The organism is Thermobacillus xylanilyticus, assembly GCF_907165215.1.
In the GTDB taxonomy this organism is placed as follows: Bacteria; Bacillota; Bacilli; order Paenibacillales; family Paenibacillaceae; genus Thermobacillus; species Thermobacillus xylanilyticus.
Genome location: NZ_CAJRAY010000006.1, coordinates 1 through 18,727, shown reverse-complemented (window position 1 = coordinate 18,727; position 18,727 = coordinate 1). Strand labels below are relative to the sequence as shown.

Genomic DNA, 18,727 nt, shown 5'->3' with positions numbered 1-18,727 from the left:
ATTTGCCGCATCGGTTTTCTTTGTGCGGACTTGCGGACCTCGACGCCGGGGGTCAACTTGTGTGGCGCCTCCGGCATCATGTATAATGGGTTACAAGTGATCGGGATCGGAAAATCTTTGAAAAATCAATAGCGTTTGGATCGACGTCCAACAGTTACGGGAGGTACGAAATTCCATTGTCAAAGAAGAACCAGGATAAGCTGCTAATTTTTGCATTGGGCGGCGTCGGCGAGATCGGGAAGAACATGTATGTCGTCCAGTACGGGAACGACATTGTCGTTGTGGATTCGGGGTTGAAATTTCCCGAAGAGGATATGCTGGGGGTTGACATCGTCATCCCCGATATCACGTACTTGACGGAGAACCGCGACAAGGTGCGCGGCATCCTGATAACGCACGGCCACGAAGATCACATCGGCGGACTGCCTTACGTGCTGAAACATCTCAATGTGCCGGTGTACGGCACGAAGCTGACGCTCGGATTGATCGAGGTGAAGCTGAAGGAAGCCGGTCTGCTCGGCGAGACGAAGCGGATCTTGATCAACGCCGATTCGGTCGTTCAGCTCGGATCGATCAAAGCGTCGTTCTTCCGCACGAACCACAGCATTCCGGATTCGGTCGGCATCTGCCTCGACACGCCGGAAGGCGTCGTCGTCCACACCGGCGACTTCAAGTTCGATCACACGCCGGTGAACGGGCAATTCGCCGATCTGCAGCGGATGGCCGAGATCGGAAAGCGCGGCGTGCTGGCGCTCCTGTCCGACAGCACGAACGCCGAACGGCCGGGTTTCACCCCTTCGGAAAGCAAGGTGGGGCAGGAGCTTGAAGATATTTTCCGCAAAGCGAAACAGCGCGTCGTCGTCGCGACGTTCGCTTCGAACGTGCACCGCATTCAACAGGTTATCAATGCCGCCATGGCGACGAAGCGCAAGCTGACGGTCATCGGACGCAGCATGGTGAACGTGGTGTCGATCGCTTCGGAGCTCGGCTACCTGCACATTCCGGAAGGCATGCTGATTGAGCCGGAGGAAGTCGGGAAGATGGCCGCCGACCGCGTGGTCATCCTGTCGACGGGCAGCCAGGGCGAACCGATGTCGGCGCTCACGCGGATGGCGCGTTCGGCTCACCGGAAGTTGGACATCCTGCCGGGCGACACCGTCATCATCGCGGCGACGCCGATTCCGGGCAACGAGCGGTTTGTCGGCCGCACGGTCGACGAGCTGTTCCGCCTCGGCGCGAATGTCATTTACGGACCTACCGCGTCGTCGGCCGTCCACGTTTCCGGACACGGCAGCCAGGAAGAGCTGAAGCTCATGCTCAACCTGATGAAGCCGAAATATTTCATCCCGATTCACGGCGAATACCGGATGCTGAGGCAGCACGCGCTGCTCGCGGAAAGCGTCGGCATCGAGCGCGAGAACATTTTCATTCTCGACAACGGCGATACGGTCGAAATTCAGAACGGCGTTGCCCGCAAGGGCAACAAGGTGCCGTCGGGCATCGTGCTGATCGACGGCCTCGGCGTCGGCGACGTCGGCAACATCGTGCTCCGCGACCGGAAGCTGCTGTCGCAGGACGGCATCCTCGTCGTCGTCGTCACGCTGAGCAAGCAGGACGGCACGATTCTGTCCGGGCCGGATATCATTTCCCGCGGTTTCGTCTATGTGCGGGAATCCGAAGGCTTGCTGGAGGAAGCGAACCGGCTCGTGACGCAGACGCTCAACAAGCTGATGAGCGACAATGTGAACGAATGGGCTTCGCTCAAGACGAATGTAAAGGATGTGCTCGGCAGGTTCCTGTACGAGCAGACCCGCCGCCGTCCGATGATTCTTCCGATTATTATGGAAGTGTGACGGCCGGCATTGCCGACAACGATCATCTCCCCGCCATCTGTGCAGATGGCGGGGTTTTTGCTGCGCATAAAACCGCATGCCGGCCTCATACTAGGTGGAGCGCCAAATTGAAGGAGGGTGGGCTGATGTCAGCTTACGACATGACGGGGCCGGTCAATCCGCCGGAGGGGCCGGTCCCGGGAGACGGCGAGCAGGGGCGCGCGTCCGGACCCGTCCAGGCGGTGCAGCAGCTCGGACAGACGACGGTGCCGCAGACGGAATCGAACATTTTCTGCATGACGATCATCGGACAGATCGAAGGCCACATCGTGCTGCCGCCGCAGAACAAGACGACGAAGTACGAGCACCTCATTCCGCAGCTTGCCGCCGCGGAGCAAAACCCGAAGATCGAGGGCATCCTCGTCGTGCTCAACACGGTCGGCGGCGACGTCGAGGCCGGGCTTGCGATCGCCGAGATGATCGCTTCGCTGACGAAGCCGAAAGTGACGCTCGTGCTCGGAGGCGGCCATTCGATCGGCGTGCCGATCGCCGTCGCCGGCGACCGTTCGTTCATCGCCGAGACCGCCACGATGACGATTCATCCGATCAGGCTCAACGGTCTGGTGATCGGCGTGCCGCAGACCTTCGAATATCTGGACAAAATGCAGGAGCGGGTCGTCCGTTTTGTCACGTCGCATTCCGGGATCAGCGAAGCGCGGTTCAAGGAACTGATGTTCAAGACCGGCGAGCTGACGCGCGACATCGGCACGACCGTCATCGGCCCGGATGCCGTGAAGGACGGGCTGATCGACGCGGTGGGCGGCATCGGCGACGCGCTGGCCGAGCTGAACCGGCTGATTGCGCAGCGGAAGCCGCCGGCCGGAACGGGCGGTGCGCTGCAATGACGTTTCATACGATTCTGCCGCTTGAAATCGTGCTTGACGGCATCGACGATCCGAAGCGCATGCGGCGAACCGTGGAAATCCGGACGGGCGGCATGCTGCTGGAAGTCGAACCCGTCGGGGACGGCTGCGGCCGCATCGTCCGGCTGCTGGATTGCCCGCTCGACGCCTATCTCGACCCGGCGCTCAATCCCGGCAATCTGATCCGCATGCAGCCCTAGTCGGCAGGTCCCGATTCGCCGCATTTTGCGGTACAAATATCCGGCGCTTCGCCAATATGGTATAATCGCTCTGAGGTGACCGATGTTGGCGAAGCGCAAACGGAAGAAAAACGCTATCGGCTCAGCTTTGAAATATGAAGTTTACGGCATTCTCCTGATCACGCTGTCCGTCATCGCCATGTCCGGGCAGGGGTGGCCGGTCGACCAGGCGCTGGCCAATCTGTTCGGGTTGTTCTTCGGCGATTTTTATTTCGTTGTGCCGCTTGCCGGCATTTATGTGGGACTCATGACGATGATCAAGCGCAAATGGCCGTCAAGATGGTCGTCCCGCATGACCGGTATCGCGCTCATTCTGCTTTTCTGGCTGCTGACCTACACGGCGGGCGACGTGGAAGCGAAAACGAAGCCGCTGGGCGAACCGGTGTCGGTCAACGCGATCATGATGCATGCCCGCGACATCCGCGAGCTGGCGACGCCCGGCGAGTTCTACGCCATGCCGATTATCGAGAAAAATTTGAGCGGCGGCTATATCGGCGCCCTTGCCTATGCGCTGCTGTTTTTTCTGTTCGGCAATTTCGGCGCGAAATTCGTTACCGTCGTGCTGCTGCTCATCGGCATCATGCTGGCGACAGGAAAATCGTACGTCGAACTTGCGCTCATGCTGCGCAGGCAGATCGGACGGTTCGTTCAGCTCATCCGGCTCAAACTGGCCGATTCCCGCAGACGCAGGCCGGCCGCCGCGCAGGCGGTTCCGGTTCAGGTCGAGGACGAACTGCCGGCGGACAAGCCCGAAGCCGATGATCCGGGCTCTCCGCTCATTCTGATCGATGATGAGGATCTGATGGACGACGATGATTCGTTCGTGCCGCCCAAGCAGACCGCGCGCCGCCGAACGTTGTTCTTCCCTTGGCGGAGCGATGCCGGGCGTAAGGAGGAAGACGCCTCCCCGGCTGAACCGGAACACGGGAATCCGGAGGCTGCGGACGCGGCGGTCGCGATGCCCGGCGAGTTGAACCCGCTCGAACCGGTCCAAGGCATTCAGCCGGAGCCGGAAGCGTCGGAGGAAGCGGGAACGGCCGGCCGGGAACCGTGGCAGCCTGAACCGCTGCGGCAGGAGGACCCGGTCGATCCGGTTGAACCGGAAGCGGATGCCGGAGATGGGACGGATGCGGCCGAGGAAGCTCCGGGGGCGGCTGCGCCCGCCTCGCCGGTCGTCCGGATCGGCGTGAAACGGGAGAACAGCGAAGAGACCGGCGATACCGAAGATGCGGACGCCCTGCCGCCGAAACCGTCGCGGCCTTATCTGCTGCCGCCGCTGTCGCTGCTGTCGCGGCCGCAGCCCGGCAAGCACAGCGCCTCCGATCACGGCGAAGCGAGGCGCAAGCTGGAGGCGACGCTGGAAAGCTTCGGCGTGAAGGCGACGGTGCTGGACGTCGTGCGCGGACCGGCCGTCACCCGCTACGAGGTGCAGCCGGCCGCCGGCGTGAAGGTGAGCCGGATCGTCAGCCTGACGGACGACATCGCGCTGGCGCTCGCGGCGAAGGACATCCGCATGGAGGCGCCGATCCCCGGCAAGTCGGCGATCGGCATCGAGGTGCCGAACACCGAAGTGGCGACGGTGACGCTTCGCGAAGTGATGGAATCGCCCGTATTCCAGAACGCGGCGTCGAAGCTGTCCGTCGCTCTCGGCCGGGACATCTCCGGCCAGCCGATCGTCGCCGATCTGGCGCGCATGCCGCATCTGCTCGTCGCTGGCGCGACCGGCTCCGGCAAGTCGGTGTGCATCAACGGCATCATTACGAGCATTCTGTACAAAGCGGCACCGGACGAAGTGAAATTTCTGATGGTCGACCCGAAAATGGTCGAGCTGAACGTTTACAACGGCATCCCGCACCTGCTCGCGCCGGTCGTCACCGACCCGCGGCGCGCTTCCCTCGCGCTGAAGAAGATCGTCGTCGAGATGGAGAAACGGTACGAAGCGTTCTCGAAGACGGGCACCCGCAACATCGAAGGGTACAACGCGCAGATGAAGGACAATCCGGAAGCGCGTCTGCCGTACATCGTCGTCATCGTCGACGAGCTCGCCGACCTGATGATGGTCGCCGCAAGCGACGTCGAAGACGCGATTACGCGGCTCGCGCAGATGGCGCGCGCTGCGGGCATCCATCTCATCATCGCGACGCAGCGTCCGTCCGTTGACGTCATCACCGGCGTCATCAAGGCGAACATTCCTTCCCGGATCGCCTTCGGCGTCTCGTCGCAGGTCGACTCGCGCACGATTCTCGACATGGCCGGGGCGGAGAAGCTGCTCGGCCGCGGCGACATGCTCTTCCTGCCGGTCGGCATGTCGAAACCGATCCGCGTGCAGGGCGCGTTCCTATCCGATCAGGAAGTCGAGGCCGTCGTCCAGTTCGCCCGCGATCAGGCGCAGGCCGAGTACAAGGAAGACCTCGTGCCCGAGGTCGACGACGAGCCGCAGGAGGCGGATGACGACCTGGACGAGCTGTTCGATCAGGCGGTGCAGGTCGTGATCGAGGCGAAGCAGGCTTCCGTCTCGCTGCTGCAGCGGCGGATGCGCATCGGGTACGCGCGGGCCGCCCGGCTCATCGACCAGATGGAGGCGCGCGGCATCGTCGGCCCGTACGAGGGCAGTAAACCGCGCGAGGTGCTCATTTCCGAAGGGCAGTATCCGCCCGGACAGATCTCATCCTGAACTTCATAGCCGATATGCGCGCATCCGGCGCCGGGCTGCTTCAGCCCGGCGCCGCCTGTTTCGTCCGGACCGTCAATTCCTGCATAGGGTTCCAGCGGCTAAACCATACTAGAGGCGAATCCACCATGCGACAGAAAGGCGGAGTCGGACAGGATGAAAATACGACTGCTGGCAGCGACCATCGTCATCGTATGCCTCGTATTCGGAGCCTATACCCTCAGGCAGTTCGGCGGCGGGATATCCGATGACGTGTTCAGCGACGCGGTGCTGACCGTCGGCTTCACCGGCAAGGATGTCGTGGAACTGCAAGGTCGGCTCCGCTACCTCGGCTATTATGACGGCGAGATCACCGGCACGTTCGACCAGAAAACGAAGAATGCGGTCACCTGGTTTCAATGGAAGTTCGGCCTCAAAGCGGACGGCATCGTCGGTCCGAAGACGAAGCTGAAGCTGTGGGAAGCGACCAAGAACTGGAGGCCTACGGAAGCCGACAAGCCGAAGACCGGCGGAGGCGGAGGGGGAGGCGCCGCAACCGGCGGCGGGGGAAGCGCGAATCTGGCGAAGACGCACAACTTGTCCGAAAACGACATTCGCCTGATGGCCAACGCCGTGTACGGGGAAGCGCGCGGCGAACCGTACGAAGGGCAGGTGGCCGTGGCGGCGGTCATTCTGAACCGCGTCAAGTCTCCGAATTTCCCGGACACCGTGTCGGGCGTCATTTTCCAGCCCGGCGCTTTCACCGCCGTTGCCGACGGCCAGATCTGGCTGACGCCGAACGAGACGGCCCGCAAGGCGGTGATCGACGCCGCCAACGGATGGGATCCGACGGGCGGCTGCCTGTACTATTTCAACCCGGAGACCGCGACATCGAAATGGATTTGGACGCGGCCGCAGGTGAAACGAATCGGGAAGCATATTTTCTGCATGTAGCGTGCGGGAAGCAGCCTTGTGTCAGGTTGCTTCTTCCTTTTGCGATCGGGTAGAATGAAGGGGAACAACGGGGTTTCCATCCGATGGAAGGAGCTGAACCGGTTGACCGGACCATGGTTTGAACAGGGACAGTCGGGACGGATCCGGCTGCATGTCATGCCCACGAAACGGTTCAAGACGTACCAGTTCACGCTGTATGCGGGCGTTCCGCTGAGCGACGCGGACGTGACGCGGACGGCGCTGTTGCCGTTCGTGCTGCGGCGCGGGACGGCCGCCACGCCCGAGACGCGGGCGTTTCGCGAGCGGCTGGACGATTTGTACGGCGCCGGATTCGGCTTCGACGTCATGAAGCGCGGCGATTCGCACGTCATCGTCTTTCAGCTGGAAGTGCTGCAGGATCGCTTCGCCCGCGGCGCGGGGGAATCGCTGCTTGCGGCCGGCATGCGGCTGCTCGGCGAGGTCGTGACACAGCCGGCGCTTGAGAACGGCGCATTCCTGCCGAATTACGTCGACACGGAGAAGACGACGGTCCGGAAGCGTCTGGAAGCCATCGTCAACGACAAGATCCGCTATGCGGCGGAACGCTGTATCGAAGAAATGTGCGCCGGCGAGGCCTACCGTCTCAACGCCTTGGGGAAAATCGAAGATTTGCCGCGGCTGACGCCGGAGACGCTGCACGCCTATTACGCAGAATGGCTGAAGCGGGCATCCTTCGATCTGTACGTAACCGGCGACACGACGCTTGACGAAGCGTCCGCCCTCGCCGCCGAATCGTTCCGGCTGCCGGACGGCGCGCCGGGAACGTACCCCAAGCCCGCGGATTGCGGATCGGCGGGCGAAGTCAAGACCGTCGTCGAGCGGATGGACGTCACCCAGGGCAAGCTGAACATGGGATTGCGCATAGGCGTCCGCTACGCGGATGACGACTATCCGGCGGCGCTCATGTACAACGGCATTCTCGGCGCCTTTCCGCATTCGAAACTGTTCATCAACGTGCGCGAGCGCGCCAGCCTCGCCTATTACGCCGCTTCCCGCTATGACGGGCACAAGGGCATCCTGACGATTCAATCCGGCATCGAGATTGCCAATTTCGAGCGGGCGTCCGCCATCATACGCGAGCAGCTGGACGCGATGGCACGGGGCGACATCAGTGAGCTTGAACTGTCGCAGACACGCGCCATGATCACAGGCCAGCTGCGGGAGTTGAGGGACTCCGCACCGGAGATGATCGCCTTCCATTTCAACGGCGTCCTGTCGGGCCGCAGCCGGGATGCGGACGAACTGATCCGGCAGATCGAAGCGGTTACCCGGGACGATATCGTGCGCGTTGCCGAACGGGTGAAACTCGATATGATCTATTTCCTGCGGGACGGGAAGGAGGAGTGACGGTGGAGGAAAGGCATTATCCGGACGTGGACGAGACGGTCGTGCGGGAGAAGCTGCCGAACGGCCTCGAAGTCCACGTGCTGCCGAAGGCCGGCTGCAGCAAGACATACGCCGTGTTCGCAACCCGTTACGGCTCGGTCGACAACCGTTTCGCGGTGAACGGGGAAGAGATCCGGGTGCCGGACGGCATTGCGCATTTTCTGGAGCATAAAATGTTCGAGGAGCCGGATGGGGACATTTTCGCGAAATTTGCGAAACAGGGCGCGTCGGCCAATGCGTTCACCAGTTTCGACCGCACCGTCTATCTGTTTACCGCCGCGGGACAGATTCCGGAAAATCTGGAGACGCTCCTCGATTTCGTCCAGCGTCCTTACTTCACCGATGAGAACGTCGAGAAAGAGAAGGGCATCATCGAGCAGGAAATCAACATGTACCGGGACAACCCGGACTGGCAGGTATATTTCGGCCTGATCGGCGCCCTCTATCAACGTCATCCCGTCCGCATCGACATTGCCGGCACGGCGGAATCGATCCGGCGCATTGACAAGGAGACGTTGTACCGCTGCTACGAAACGTTCTATCATCCGTCCAACATGACGCTCGTCGTGGCGGGCGGAGCCGATCCCGAAGACGTGATCCGGCTCGTCCGCGAGAACCAGGCGAAGAAGTCGTTTGCGCCCGCGCCGGAAATCAGCCGGCTGTTCGACGCCGAGCCGCCGGAAGTCGGATCGCCGCGCGTCGAGCGGGAGCTTCCGGTATCGCTGCCGAAATGCATGATCGGATTCAAGGAGACGGACCTCGTCCGCGACGCGGACGGCCTGATGCGCCGGGAAGCGGCGACGAAGCTGATGTTCGAAGCGCTTATCGGCCCGAGTTCCGAGCTGTACCAGTCGCTCTATGACGATCAGCTCATCTCGGATTCGTTCGGCAGCGAATACAATTGCACGCCGGAATACGCGTTCTCGGTCATCGGCGGGGAGACCCGCGACCCCGACGCGCTGCTTGCGCGGATCCGCGAGGCGATCGAGCGCGCGAAGGCAGAGGGGCTCGATCCGGCGCGGTTCGAGCGGGCGAAGCGGAAGCGGATCGGCGCGCTGCTGCGGATGCTCGATCGGCCGGAGTCTGCCGCGAACGAATATTTGCGCTGGAATCTCCGCGGCGGCAATCTGTTCCGGCTTCCGGAGCTGTACCGGGACATCGGGATCGGGGAAGCCGAGGAGCGGCTGCGCGCGCATTTCGACTGGAACCGGATGGCGGTTTCGATCGTCCGGAGCCGCAAGGCATGAACCCGCGGAAGAACATGACGGCGCTGGTGACCGGGGCGAGCCGGGGCATCGGCGCCGCCGCGGCGGTGCTGCTGGCGGAACAAGGCATGAACATCGTCGTTCATTATCATGCCGCGCGGGATCAGGCCGAAGCGACGGCGCGCGAGTGCGAGCGCCGCGGCGCGAACGTGATGGTGGCGGCGGCGGATCTCCGAAACTTCGCGGAATTGGAGCGGTTTAAAGCGAAGCTGGATGCAGCGGGCCTTTCGCCCGACATTCTCGTCAACAACGCCGGCGTATCCCATTACGGCCTGTTCACCGATGTCACGGAACAGGATTGGGAGAATGTCGTCGGCGTCAATCTCAAAGGCATGTTCCGTCTCACGCAGCTGCTGGCGCCGGCAATGGTTAGGCGGCGTTACGGCCGGATCATTAATGTTTCCTCCGTCTGGGGGATTGCCGGCGCCTCGTGCGAAGTGCTCTATTCGCTGACGAAAGGCGGCGTGAACGCCTTCACGAAGGCGCTGGCGAAGGAGCTGGCGCCGTCCGGCGTCACGGTGAACGCCGTCGCGCCGGGCGCCGTCGAGACGGACATGATGAGGGATTTCAGCGAAGCGGAACTCGCCGCGCTTCGCGCGGAAATTCCGGCCGGCCGCCTCGCCAGGCCGGAAGAAATCGCTTCGCTGATCCGTTTCCTGGCATCGCCGGAGTCGGGCTACATTACCGGACAGGTCATCAGCCCGAACGGCGGCTGGCTGACTTGAGCCGAAGCGGTTGAAACTTTTCCCGCTCTTATATCGTCGAATAATTGTAGCGGGCCTCGCCCAAACTACTACCGTTGACCATGCTTGTCGCACAACGCTGATGAAGGAGGCAGAAAGCATGTCGACGGTATTGACCAAATTTGATCATTGGAAACATTTTCTCGGCGAGCGCGTCAAGTCGGCCAAACAAATGGGGCTGAGCGAAGAGACGATCAGCAAACTCGCATTCGAAATCGGCGAGTTCCTCGACGAGAAAGTAGACCCGAAGAATGACGAAGAGCGCGTGCTCAAGGAACTTTGGGACGTCGGCGACACCGAAGAACGAAAAGCGATCGCGCGCATGATGGTGAAGCTTGCGGAGAAGAACGCATAATTTCGGTCGTGGGAAGCCTCCAGACAGCTCGGAGGCTTTTCCTGCGATCTTCTTCATTCGTGCAGGAATTTGACGGGAATTGTAGAAAAAGAATAGAAAATCCTTAGGCCGGAGGGTTCAAGTTTTGGGACTGAAGCAATGGTACATGGAGTACAAGATTCACAAGAACCGCCCCGGTCTGCTCGGCGATATCGCCTCGCTGCTCGGCATGCTGGAAGTGAACATTCTGACGATCAACGGCGTCGAAGACCGGACGCGCGGCATGCTGCTGCAGACGGACGATGACGAGAAAATCATGCTGCTCGGCAATCTGCTCAAGAAGGTCGACAGCATCACCGTCAATGCGCTGCGCCCTCCGAAGCTGGTCGACATATTGGCGATCCGGCACGGCCGATACATTGAAAGGGATTCCGACGATCGGAAGACGTTCCGGTTCATCCGCGATGAGTTGGGTCTGCTGGTCGATTTTCTCGGCGAATTGTTCAAGCGGGAAGGCCATCAGGTGATCGGACTGAGGGGCATGCCGCGCGTCGGCAAGACCGAATCGATCATTGCCGGAAGCGTCTGCGCCAACAAACGTTGGACCTTCCTGTCTTCCACGATGCTGCGGCAGACCGTCCGCAGCCAGTTGTCCGCGGAAGAACGGAATGAAAGCAATATTTTCATCATCGACGGCATTGTCAGCACAATGCGTTCGAACGAACGGCATGACGCGCTGCTGAAAGAGATCATGGCCATGCCCTGCACGAAGGTCATCGAGCATCCCGATATTTTCGTAAGGGAAACAGGCTTTGACCCGAGCAAGTTCGATTGCATCATTGAACTCCGCAATTCGCCGGATGAGGAGATTACATACGAATCGTTCAGCCCGGATTTCCTGGACGACCTTTAAACAAGTCCCCTGGAGGTGTGCAAGTTGTCTGAACTGGGCAAACTGCTCCGCAAAGCCCGCGAGGAGCGAGGCTACTCGCTGGATGATGTGCAGGACATCACCAAGATTCGGAAACGTTATCTCGAAGCAATTGAAGAAGGCGACTACAAGGTTTTGCCCGGCACATTCTACGCCCGCGCTTTCGTCAAAAACTATGCGGAGACGGTCGGCCTTGATGCAGAAGAAGTGTGTCGCCTCTTTGAGCGGGAGCTTCCGGAGCCGGAGGCGGATGCGGCGGTTGAGCAGCCTGTCGTCAAGCCCCGGCGCGCTTCGGTCCGTTCATCGGACCGGTGGAGCAAATGGGGGTTTCGCGTCCTCATGTGGTCGTTCCTGCTGCTTATTGCGGCGGTCATTTACACCTACGTGGTGAACCAGCAGGACGGAAGCGACAAGAAAACGGCGGACAACGAGACGCCGATTACCGACAATATCGATGCGGGAACGGGCGAGACGGAAGACGCTGCAGACTCGACGGGGGGACAGGAGACGGACGTCACGGGAGCAAACGGGGAGGCGGGTTCGGACACACCGGTCATTCCGGATGAGCCGGATGTGCAGCAGACGACGCTTACCTTCCTCGAGAAATCCGGGAGTGTCGAACGGTATGCGGTCGCGCCCGGCGACACCCATCGCTACGAGGTTGAAGTGGCGGACGGCAAACGAAGCTGGGTCGAAATCCGGACAGGCGACCGGAACGGCGAGAAGATTCACTATAAGGAAGAGAAAGGTCCCTCCGTCGTGACGTACGAGCTCTCGGGACCGGTATTCCTGAACATCGGCTCGACACGAAGCGTTGAAATCCGGATCGACGGCGTCGTGCTGCCGGACGGCGACGACAACGTCCGGCGGTTTCTCATCGTACCGGAGACGGAAGGCGCGGCCGGCATTCCGGGGGCGTGAGCCGCGCAACTTGCATAATTTCTGCGGTGTCCGGGCACACTGACGGCATCAGACGTCAATCCATACGAAATGAGGCGGATCTCATGTCCACAAGCTGGATCGTCACCGGACTCGGCGTTGTCGTCAGCTTGCTCGGCTGGTATCTCATTCCGAACGCATGGGGATACGGCATCCTCGGATTCGGACTTGCCCATATCGTGCTCGGCATTCTCGACATGTTCAGAAACCCGGCGCGCGAACGTTAGGCCCGCCGGCACAGCAGCGAAAATTGGCCGCCCGGCTGCAAACCGCAGCCGGGCGGCTTCCGTCTTGTCTTGCAACGTGGTATGCTGTTAAGCAGATACCGGAACAAGATGGAAGGAGTGCGGCCGATGGCTTCGGAGGCATCGTTCGATATCGTCTCGAAGGTGGACATGCAGGAGCTCACCAACGCCGTCCGGCAGGCGGAGAAGGAAATCGAGACCCGCTTTGACTTCAAGGGCTCGAAGAGCAGCATCACGATCGAGAAAGACGAGCTCGTCGTCGTATCGGATGACGAATACAAGCTGAAGAGCGTCATCGACATTTTGCAGGGCAAGATGGTAAAGCGCGGCGTGCCGATCCGCAATCTGGAATACGGCAAGATCGAGCCGGCCGCCCTCAGCACCGTCCGGCAGCGGATCAGGCTGAAACAGGGAATCGACCAGAATGCGGCGAAAAAGATCAATACGATGATCCGCGATTCGAAGCTGAAGGTGAAAAGCCAGATCCAGGGCGATCAGATCCGCGTCTCGGGCAAGAGCCGCGACGATCTGCAAGCGGTCATCCGCATGCTGAAAGCCGCTGATGTCGGCGTAGAACTCCAGTTCACCAACTATCGCTCCTGATGCCAGGTCAAGCCCGTCCGGCCGCGCCAGCAAGCGGCGGTGACGGGTTTTGCCGCTTTTGACAGCCGTTTTATCGGTATATTATACTGAATTGGACAGCCTACGGGTACGGTATGGAGGATGCTGCATGAGAGAGAGAGTGAGCGTTGTCACGCTCGGCTGCGACAAAAACCTCGTCGATTCGGAGATTATGTCCGGCCTGGTGCATGAGCGCGGTTATGAACTGGTCGACCGTCCGGAAGACGCGACGGTCGTTATCGTGAATACATGCGGTTTCATTGACGCGGCGAAAGAAGAATCGGTGAACACGATTCTCGAACTGGCCGAACTGAAGGAGACGGGAAGGCTGAAGGCGCTCATCGTTTCGGGCTGCCTGACGCAGCGGTACAAGGAAGAATTGATGAAAGAGATGCCCGAGATCGACGGCATCGTCGGCACGGGCGATTTCCATCATATCGCCGATATCGTGGCCGATGCGCTCGGCGGGAAGAAGCCGGTGCGGGTGGGGCACCCGGCTTTCGACTACGATCAGGCGCTGCCGCGCCGGGTCATGACGCCGCGCTATACCGCATATGTGAAAATTGCGGAAGGATGCGACAACGCCTGCACGTTCTGCAGCATTCCGCTGATGCGCGGCAAGTTCCGCAGCCGCTCGATCGAGTCGATCGTCCGCGAAGTGGAGTCGCTCGCAGCGCAGGGCGTGAAGGAAATCTGCCTCATCGCCCAGGATTCCACCAACTACGGCACGGATTTGTACGGCACGTTCAAGCTGCCCGAATTGCTGAACCGCGTCAGCGAAGTCGAAGGCATCGCCTGGGTGCGGCTCCATTACGCCTATCCGGGATTTTTCACGGACGAGTTGATCGAGACGTTCGCTTCCAACCCGAAGATCTGCAACTACTTTGACATCCCGCTGCAGCACAGCGAGGATCTCATTCTGAAGCGGATGCGCAGGCCCGGACGGCAGCGCGATGCGCGCGAGCTGATCGCGAAGATCCGGGGGGCGATACCGGACGCCGCAATCCGCACGTCGCTCATCGTGGGCTTTCCGGGCGAGACGGAGGAAGATTTCGAGCGGCTGTGCGATTTCGTTCGCGAAATGAAGTTCGACAGGCTCGGCGTGTTCACCTACTCGAAGGAAGAGGATACGCCGGCGGCGCGGCTGCCGGACCATATTCCGGATGACGTGAAGGAATACCGGGCGGCGGCGCTTATGGAAGTGCAGCGCCAAGTGTCGAAGGAGAACGCCGCCAAGCGGATCGGGCAAGTGATTGACGTGCTGGTCGAAAGATACGACGGGCGGAGCGACGTCTACGTCGGCCGCTCCCCTTACGACGCGCCGGAAGTGGACGGCGAAGTGTTCATCACCGGGTGTCGTCCGGAGATCGGTTCGATTCAGCGCGTGCGCATCACGCATGCCTTCGAGTTTGACCTGTCCGGGGAGGGAGTGGTGTGAATCTCGCCAACCGCATTACGCTGGCCCGCATCTTCCTGGTCCCGATCATCATGTTCTTCCTGCTCGCCCGAATCGATTTCGAGCCTATCGAGTTCGAGAACTTTTCGATCACCTACAATCAGATCGTCGCCGCGCTCATCTTCATCATCGCCGCCAGTACGGACGGGCTGGACGGGTATATCGCGCGGAAGAACAAGCTGGTGACGAATCTGGGAAAGCTGCTTGATCCGCTGGCGGACAAATTATTGGTCGCCGCCGTGCTCATTTCGCTGGTTGAGATGGACAAACTCGACGCCTGGATCGCCATCGTCATCATCAGCCGCGAGTTCGCCGTGACGGGTCTTAGGCAGGTCGCCCTGCTCGAAGGGAAAGTGCTCGCCGCCAGCCGCTGGGGGAAATGGAAGACCGGCGTGCAGATCACGATGATCATCGCCCTGTTGCTCAACAATTTTCCGTTCGCGCTGGTCAGCATTCCGTTCGACATCGTGATGACGTGGGTGGCGGCCGTCATCACCGTCTACTCGGGCATCGACTACTTCGTCAAGAACAAAAATCTCATTCCGGTGCAGTAAGCGCCGGATGGAAGGGCAGAGACCGCGGCATGTCTCTGCCCTTCCGCATAATCGCATGTAACCAACTGCTTCATGCGTCCATCAAGGCGGGCATGTCCGCAGCGCGATTGAGCCGGTTCATGTCCGGCAGTTGCTTTTCAAGCCCGGGTCCATATATGCTTGAAGTTGGGCTGATATTCCAGGCTGAATCTTTGCGCCCGCCCGGCAGGGGACGGCGCTTGATCGGAAAGGGGACTTGACCGGTGAAAGCCGAAATCATCGCCGTGGGGACGGAGCTGCTGCTCGGGCAGATCGTCAATACGAATGCGCAATATCTCTCGCAGGGACTCGCCGCCCTCGGCATCGACGTTTATTTCCAGACGGTCGTCGGCGACAATGCGGGCCGCATCCGGCAGGCGATCGAGACGGCGCGGGGCCGGGCGGATCTGCTCCTGTTCACGGGCGGACTCGGACCGACGCAGGACGATCTGACGAAAGACGTGCTCGCCGACTATCTGGGCCGGAAGCTGATTGTGCACGAGCCGTCGCTGAAGAAAATCGAGGAGCGGCTGGCGGGCAAGCTGATGCTCATCGAAAGCAACCGGCGCCAGGCGCTCATGATCGAAGGCAGCGAGCCGCTGCCGAACGAGACGGGACTCGCGGTCGGCAACGCGCTCACGGCGGACGGCACGCACTACGTGCTGCTTCCCGGTCCGCCCGGCGAGATGAAGCCGATGTTCGACGGACCGGCGACTGCGTGGCTGCTCCGGCAGCTCGGCGAGAGCCGTCCGCTCTATTCGATGACGCTTCGCTTCGCGGGCATCGGCGAGTCGGCGCTTGAAGATTTGCTGATCGATCTGATCAAACGGCAGACCGACCCGACGATCGCGCCGTACGCGAAGGAGGGCGAGGTGGCGATCCGGCTTTCGACGAAAGCGGCAAGCGAAGCGGAGGCGGCGGCCAGGCTCGGCGAAACGGCGGCAGCCATCGAACGGCTGGCCGGCCGGTATCTGTATGCGAGGGAGGATGTGCCGCTGGAGCAGACGGTTGTCAATTTGCTGCGCGCTTCCGGCAAGACCGCTGCCGCCGCGGAAAGCTGCACGGGCGGGCTGCTCGCCGAGCTGCTCACCAGCGTGCCGGGCAGCAGCGAGGCGTTCGCCGGCGGCTTCGTGGTCTATACGAATGCGATGAAGCGAAATCTGCTCGGCGTGCCGGCCGATCTGCTCGAAGGACCGGACGCGCCGGGCGCGGTCAGCGCGCAGACGGCCGAGGCGATGGCCGCGCGGACGCTCGAGCGCGCCGGAAGCGACTATGCGATCGCGATCACCGGCGTCGCGGGCCCGGCGCCGTCGGAGGGGAAGCCGCCCGGCCTCGTCTATGTCGCCGTCGCCGAGCGGGGCGGCCGCACCGAAGTGCACGAGCTGAAGCTGTCGGGCGGCCGGGCCGGCATCCGTCTGCGGGCCGCCAAGCATGCGCTGTACCGGCTGTGGGAGCGGTTGAACGGAATTGTGAAAAATTCGTGAACGGGATTGCCAAGCCTTGCCTCGACGGATATAATGAGTGTCAGTTGACGGAAGAACCGCAGCGAAGATTACTTTGCTGCGGTTCTTTTTCTGTTTCGGGCCGCGTGCCGTACCGAAAAAAATGCGAATGTATGTTCGAAAAACTACTTGGCAATCGCCCGGAAATGCTTTAATATGGGATCATAACGGCAAAGGAAGTGGTATTGTGTCGGATCGCCGTGCGGCGTTGGAAATGGCTTTGCGCCAGATTGAGAAACAATTCGGCAAAGGTTCCATCATGAAGCTGGGCGAGCAGGCAGGTCTTACGGTCGAGACCGTGCCCAGCGGCTCGCTTGCGCTCGATATTGCCCTTGGCGTCGGCGGCATGCCGAGGGGACGGATCATTGAAATCTACGGACCCGAATCGTCCGGCAAGACGACGGTCGCGCTGCATGCGATCGCCGAAGTGCAGAAGATCGGCGGACAAGCCGCGTTCATCGACGCGGAGCATGCGCTCGACCCGCTCTATGCGAGCAAGCTCGGGGTGAACATCGACGAGCTGCTGCTCTCGCAGCCCGATACGGGCGAACAGGCGCTCGAGATCGCGGAAGCGCTCGTGCGCAGCGGCGCCATCGACATCATCGTCATCGACTCGGTTGCGGCGCTCGTGCCGAAAGCCGAGATCGAGGGCGAGATGGGCGATTCGCATGTCGGCCTCCAGGCCCGGCTCATGTCTCAGGCGCTGCGCAAGCTGTCCGGCGCGATCAGCAAATCGAAGACGATCGCGATCTTCATCAACCAGCTCCGCGAGAAAGTCGGCGTCATGTTCGGCAATCCGGAGACGACGCCGGGCGGACGCGCGTTGAAGTTCTACGCGAGCGTGCGGCTGGAAGTGCGCCGCGTCGAGACGATCAAGATGGGCAACGAGCTCGTCGGCAACCGGACGCGCATCAAGGTCGTGAAGAACAAGGTGGCGCCGCCGTTCAAACAGGCGGAAATCGACATCATGTACGGCGAAGGCATCTCGAAGGAAGGCAGCCTGATCGACATCGGCACGGAGCTGGATATCATCCAGAAGAGCGGGGCATGGTTCTCGTTCGAAGGCGAACGGCTCGGCCAGGGCCGGGAGAACGCGAAGCAATATCTGAAGGACCGTCCCGACATCGCGGCCAAGATCGAGAAGCAAATCCGCGACGCCAGCAATCTGATCGGCGCGTCGGCAACGTCGGCCTTCGCTGCTTCGCCGGATGAGGACGACGAATTCGAAGACGATTTCGAAGCGTAAGGATACGCGGGCACCTTCTGCCAAGGTGCCCGCGTCGCTTTAAAAGAAATAAACGGGCGCGCCTTCCATTGTGGACGCGCAAGCCGTTTTTGCTTGAGGAGGAGCGTTCATGCCGCACAAGATCCGCGCGGTCGAACGGGACGGGAAAGGCCGCTACGTCATTTACGGAGATGGGGAAGACGAGCCGCTGCTCGTCGTGCACGAGGATGTGCTGATACGCCATCGTCTGTTCAAGGGAACGGAGCTGGATGAGGAACAGCTGGCCGAAATCGGGCGCGAGGCGCACGAACAGGAAGCCTACGGGGCGGCGCTGGCGAGTCTCGGCCGGCGCAGCCGCACCCGGAAGGAGCTGGCGCTGTACCTGTCGCGCCGGGGGTTCCCCGAGCAGGTCTCGAAGGCGGCGCTGGATCGGCTCGCGCGGGAAGGCTACCTTGACGACAGCCGGTATGCGCGGGAGTTCGCGCGCGTGCGGGCGGAAGGCTATTATAAAGGAAGAAATTTGATCCGGAGTGAATTATTGAGGAAAGGCATCAGCCGGGGTGAGGCGGATGCGGCGATCCGGAACCTCGATCCGGAGACGGAGCGGCGCGCGGCCGTCGAGGCGGCGCTCAAGAAATGGCCTTCGCTCCGGGGCGAATTCCGGGACCGCACGCGCAAGCTTGCGCAGTTTCTGTACCGCCGCGGATATACCGGAAGCGTCGTGCGGGAAGCCGTCCGCGCCGCGGCCGGAGACAGGGCGGCGGATGCGGAGGATGACGGCTTTTACGGGGACTGACGGCGCCCGGGCGATTGCTGTCAATCGTCTGTGAAAATGTCACCTTAACTCGTCTGTGAAAATGTCACTTTTTGA

Annotated in this window: 18 protein-coding genes; all 18 read left to right on the top strand. The window is 61.3% G+C overall.

The genetic code is table 11. The features are described from left to right. The first annotated feature begins 176 nt into the window (after positions 1–176). On the top strand, positions 177–1,853 hold the full coding sequence (locus KJQ12_RS01540; protein ID WP_213483201.1) for a ribonuclease J: 1,677 nt from the start codon (positions 177–179) through the stop codon (positions 1,851–1,853). A gap of 125 nt (positions 1,854–1,978) precedes the next feature. Then, positions 1,979–2,737, top strand: a complete 759-nt coding sequence (locus KJQ12_RS01535) for a ClpP family protease (RefSeq protein ID WP_280529239.1) — start codon at positions 1,979–1,981, stop codon at positions 2,735–2,737. Next, the gene (locus KJQ12_RS01530; protein WP_015254907.1) at positions 2,734–2,955 is read left to right on the top strand and encodes a YlzJ-like family protein; all 222 of its coding nucleotides are present in this window, start codon (positions 2,734–2,736) and stop codon (positions 2,953–2,955) included. The genes KJQ12_RS01535 and KJQ12_RS01530 overlap by 4 nt, the downstream gene beginning before the upstream one ends. Before the next feature lie 82 nt (positions 2,956–3,037). Continuing rightward, entirely contained in the window at positions 3,038–5,668 is a 2,631-nt protein-coding gene (locus KJQ12_RS19490) for a DNA translocase FtsK (RefSeq protein ID WP_244860360.1), read from the top strand. Positions 5,669–5,821: 153 nt separating this feature from the next. Continuing rightward, a complete protein-coding gene (gene sleB, locus KJQ12_RS01520) occupies positions 5,822–6,598 on the top strand; it encodes a spore cortex-lytic enzyme (protein WP_213483200.1) in 777 nt (258 codons plus the stop codon). A gap of 102 nt (positions 6,599–6,700) precedes the next feature. Beyond that, positions 6,701–7,984: an EF-P 5-aminopentanol modification-associated protein YfmF gene (gene yfmF, locus KJQ12_RS01515; protein WP_213483199.1), complete on the top strand. Its 1,284-nt coding sequence runs from the start codon at positions 6,701–6,703 to the stop codon at positions 7,982–7,984. Positions 7,985–7,986: 2 nt separating this feature from the next. Continuing rightward, the gene (yfmH, locus tag KJQ12_RS01510; RefSeq protein WP_213483198.1) at positions 7,987–9,270 is read left to right on the top strand and encodes an EF-P 5-aminopentanol modification-associated protein YfmH; all 1,284 of its coding nucleotides are present in this window, start codon (positions 7,987–7,989) and stop codon (positions 9,268–9,270) included. Continuing rightward, the gene (gene ymfI / locus KJQ12_RS01505) at positions 9,267–10,013 is read left to right on the top strand and encodes an elongation factor P 5-aminopentanone reductase (protein WP_213483197.1); all 747 of its coding nucleotides are present in this window, start codon (positions 9,267–9,269) and stop codon (positions 10,011–10,013) included. Before yfmH ends, ymfI begins: the two co-directional genes overlap by 4 nt. 118 nt (positions 10,014–10,131) lie before the next feature. Beyond that, positions 10,132–10,386 carry a DUF3243 domain-containing protein gene (locus tag KJQ12_RS01500; protein WP_213483196.1) on the top strand — a complete coding sequence of 85 codons (255 nt, stop codon included), beginning with the start codon at positions 10,132–10,134 and terminating at the stop codon, positions 10,384–10,386. Positions 10,387–10,510: 124 nt separating this feature from the next. Further along, positions 10,511–11,278 carry a DUF3388 domain-containing protein gene (locus tag KJQ12_RS01495; RefSeq protein WP_213483195.1) on the top strand — a complete coding sequence of 256 codons (768 nt, stop codon included), beginning with the start codon at positions 10,511–10,513 and terminating at the stop codon, positions 11,276–11,278. 24 nt (positions 11,279–11,302) lie between these two features. Beyond that, complete coding sequence (locus tag KJQ12_RS01490) at positions 11,303–12,217, top strand: helix-turn-helix domain-containing protein (protein ID WP_213483194.1); 915 nt, start codon at positions 11,303–11,305, stop codon at positions 12,215–12,217. An 83-nt stretch (positions 12,218–12,300) separates the two neighbouring features. Continuing rightward, positions 12,301–12,462 (top strand): hypothetical protein, encoded by a 162-nt coding sequence (locus KJQ12_RS01485; RefSeq protein ID WP_213483193.1) that lies wholly within the window; start codon positions 12,301–12,303, stop codon positions 12,460–12,462. Positions 12,463–12,588: 126 nt separating this feature from the next. Further along, entirely contained in the window at positions 12,589–13,083 is a 495-nt protein-coding gene (locus tag KJQ12_RS01480) for a YajQ family cyclic di-GMP-binding protein (protein ID WP_213483192.1), read from the top strand. A gap of 127 nt (positions 13,084–13,210) precedes the next feature. Further along, positions 13,211–14,539, top strand: a complete 1,329-nt coding sequence (rimO, locus tag KJQ12_RS01475; RefSeq protein WP_213483191.1) for a 30S ribosomal protein S12 methylthiotransferase RimO — start codon at positions 13,211–13,213, stop codon at positions 14,537–14,539. Next, positions 14,536–15,111, top strand: coding sequence for a CDP-diacylglycerol--glycerol-3-phosphate 3-phosphatidyltransferase (gene pgsA, locus KJQ12_RS01470; RefSeq protein ID WP_213483190.1), 576 nt, complete (start codon positions 14,536–14,538; stop codon positions 15,109–15,111). Before rimO ends, pgsA begins: the two co-directional genes overlap by 4 nt. 242 nt (positions 15,112–15,353) lie before the next feature. Beyond that, the gene (locus KJQ12_RS01465) at positions 15,354–16,613 is read left to right on the top strand and encodes a competence/damage-inducible protein A (protein ID WP_213483189.1); all 1,260 of its coding nucleotides are present in this window, start codon (positions 15,354–15,356) and stop codon (positions 16,611–16,613) included. A 205-nt stretch (positions 16,614–16,818) separates the two neighbouring features. Next, complete coding sequence (gene recA / locus KJQ12_RS01460) at positions 16,819–17,877, top strand: recombinase RecA (protein WP_213483188.1); 1,059 nt, start codon at positions 16,819–16,821, stop codon at positions 17,875–17,877. Between the two features lie 109 nt (positions 17,878–17,986). After that, entirely contained in the window at positions 17,987–18,652 is a 666-nt protein-coding gene (locus KJQ12_RS01455; protein WP_213483187.1) for a regulatory protein RecX, read from the top strand. Positions 18,653–18,727: the final 75 nt, after the last annotated feature.

Coding starts and splice junctions, on each gene's coding strand:
- KJQ12_RS01535 (WP_280529239.1), top strand. CDS start 1,979: ATGTCAGCTTACGACATGACGGGGCCGGTCAATCCGCCGGAGGGGCCG.
- KJQ12_RS01530 (WP_015254907.1), top strand. CDS start 2,734: ATGACGTTTCATACGATTCTGCCGCTTGAAATCGTGCTTGACGGCATC.
- KJQ12_RS19490 (WP_244860360.1), top strand. CDS start 3,038: ATGTTGGCGAAGCGCAAACGGAAGAAAAACGCTATCGGCTCAGCTTTG.
- sleB (WP_213483200.1), top strand. CDS start 5,822: ATGAAAATACGACTGCTGGCAGCGACCATCGTCATCGTATGCCTCGTA.
- ymfI (WP_213483197.1), top strand. CDS start 9,267: ATGAACCCGCGGAAGAACATGACGGCGCTGGTGACCGGGGCGAGCCGG.
- KJQ12_RS01500 (WP_213483196.1), top strand. CDS start 10,132: ATGTCGACGGTATTGACCAAATTTGATCATTGGAAACATTTTCTCGGC.
- KJQ12_RS01485 (WP_213483193.1), top strand. CDS start 12,301: ATGTCCACAAGCTGGATCGTCACCGGACTCGGCGTTGTCGTCAGCTTG.
- KJQ12_RS01480 (WP_213483192.1), top strand. CDS start 12,589: ATGGCTTCGGAGGCATCGTTCGATATCGTCTCGAAGGTGGACATGCAG.
- rimO (WP_213483191.1), top strand. CDS start 13,211: ATGAGAGAGAGAGTGAGCGTTGTCACGCTCGGCTGCGACAAAAACCTC.
- KJQ12_RS01455 (WP_213483187.1), top strand. CDS start 17,987: ATGCCGCACAAGATCCGCGCGGTCGAACGGGACGGGAAAGGCCGCTAC.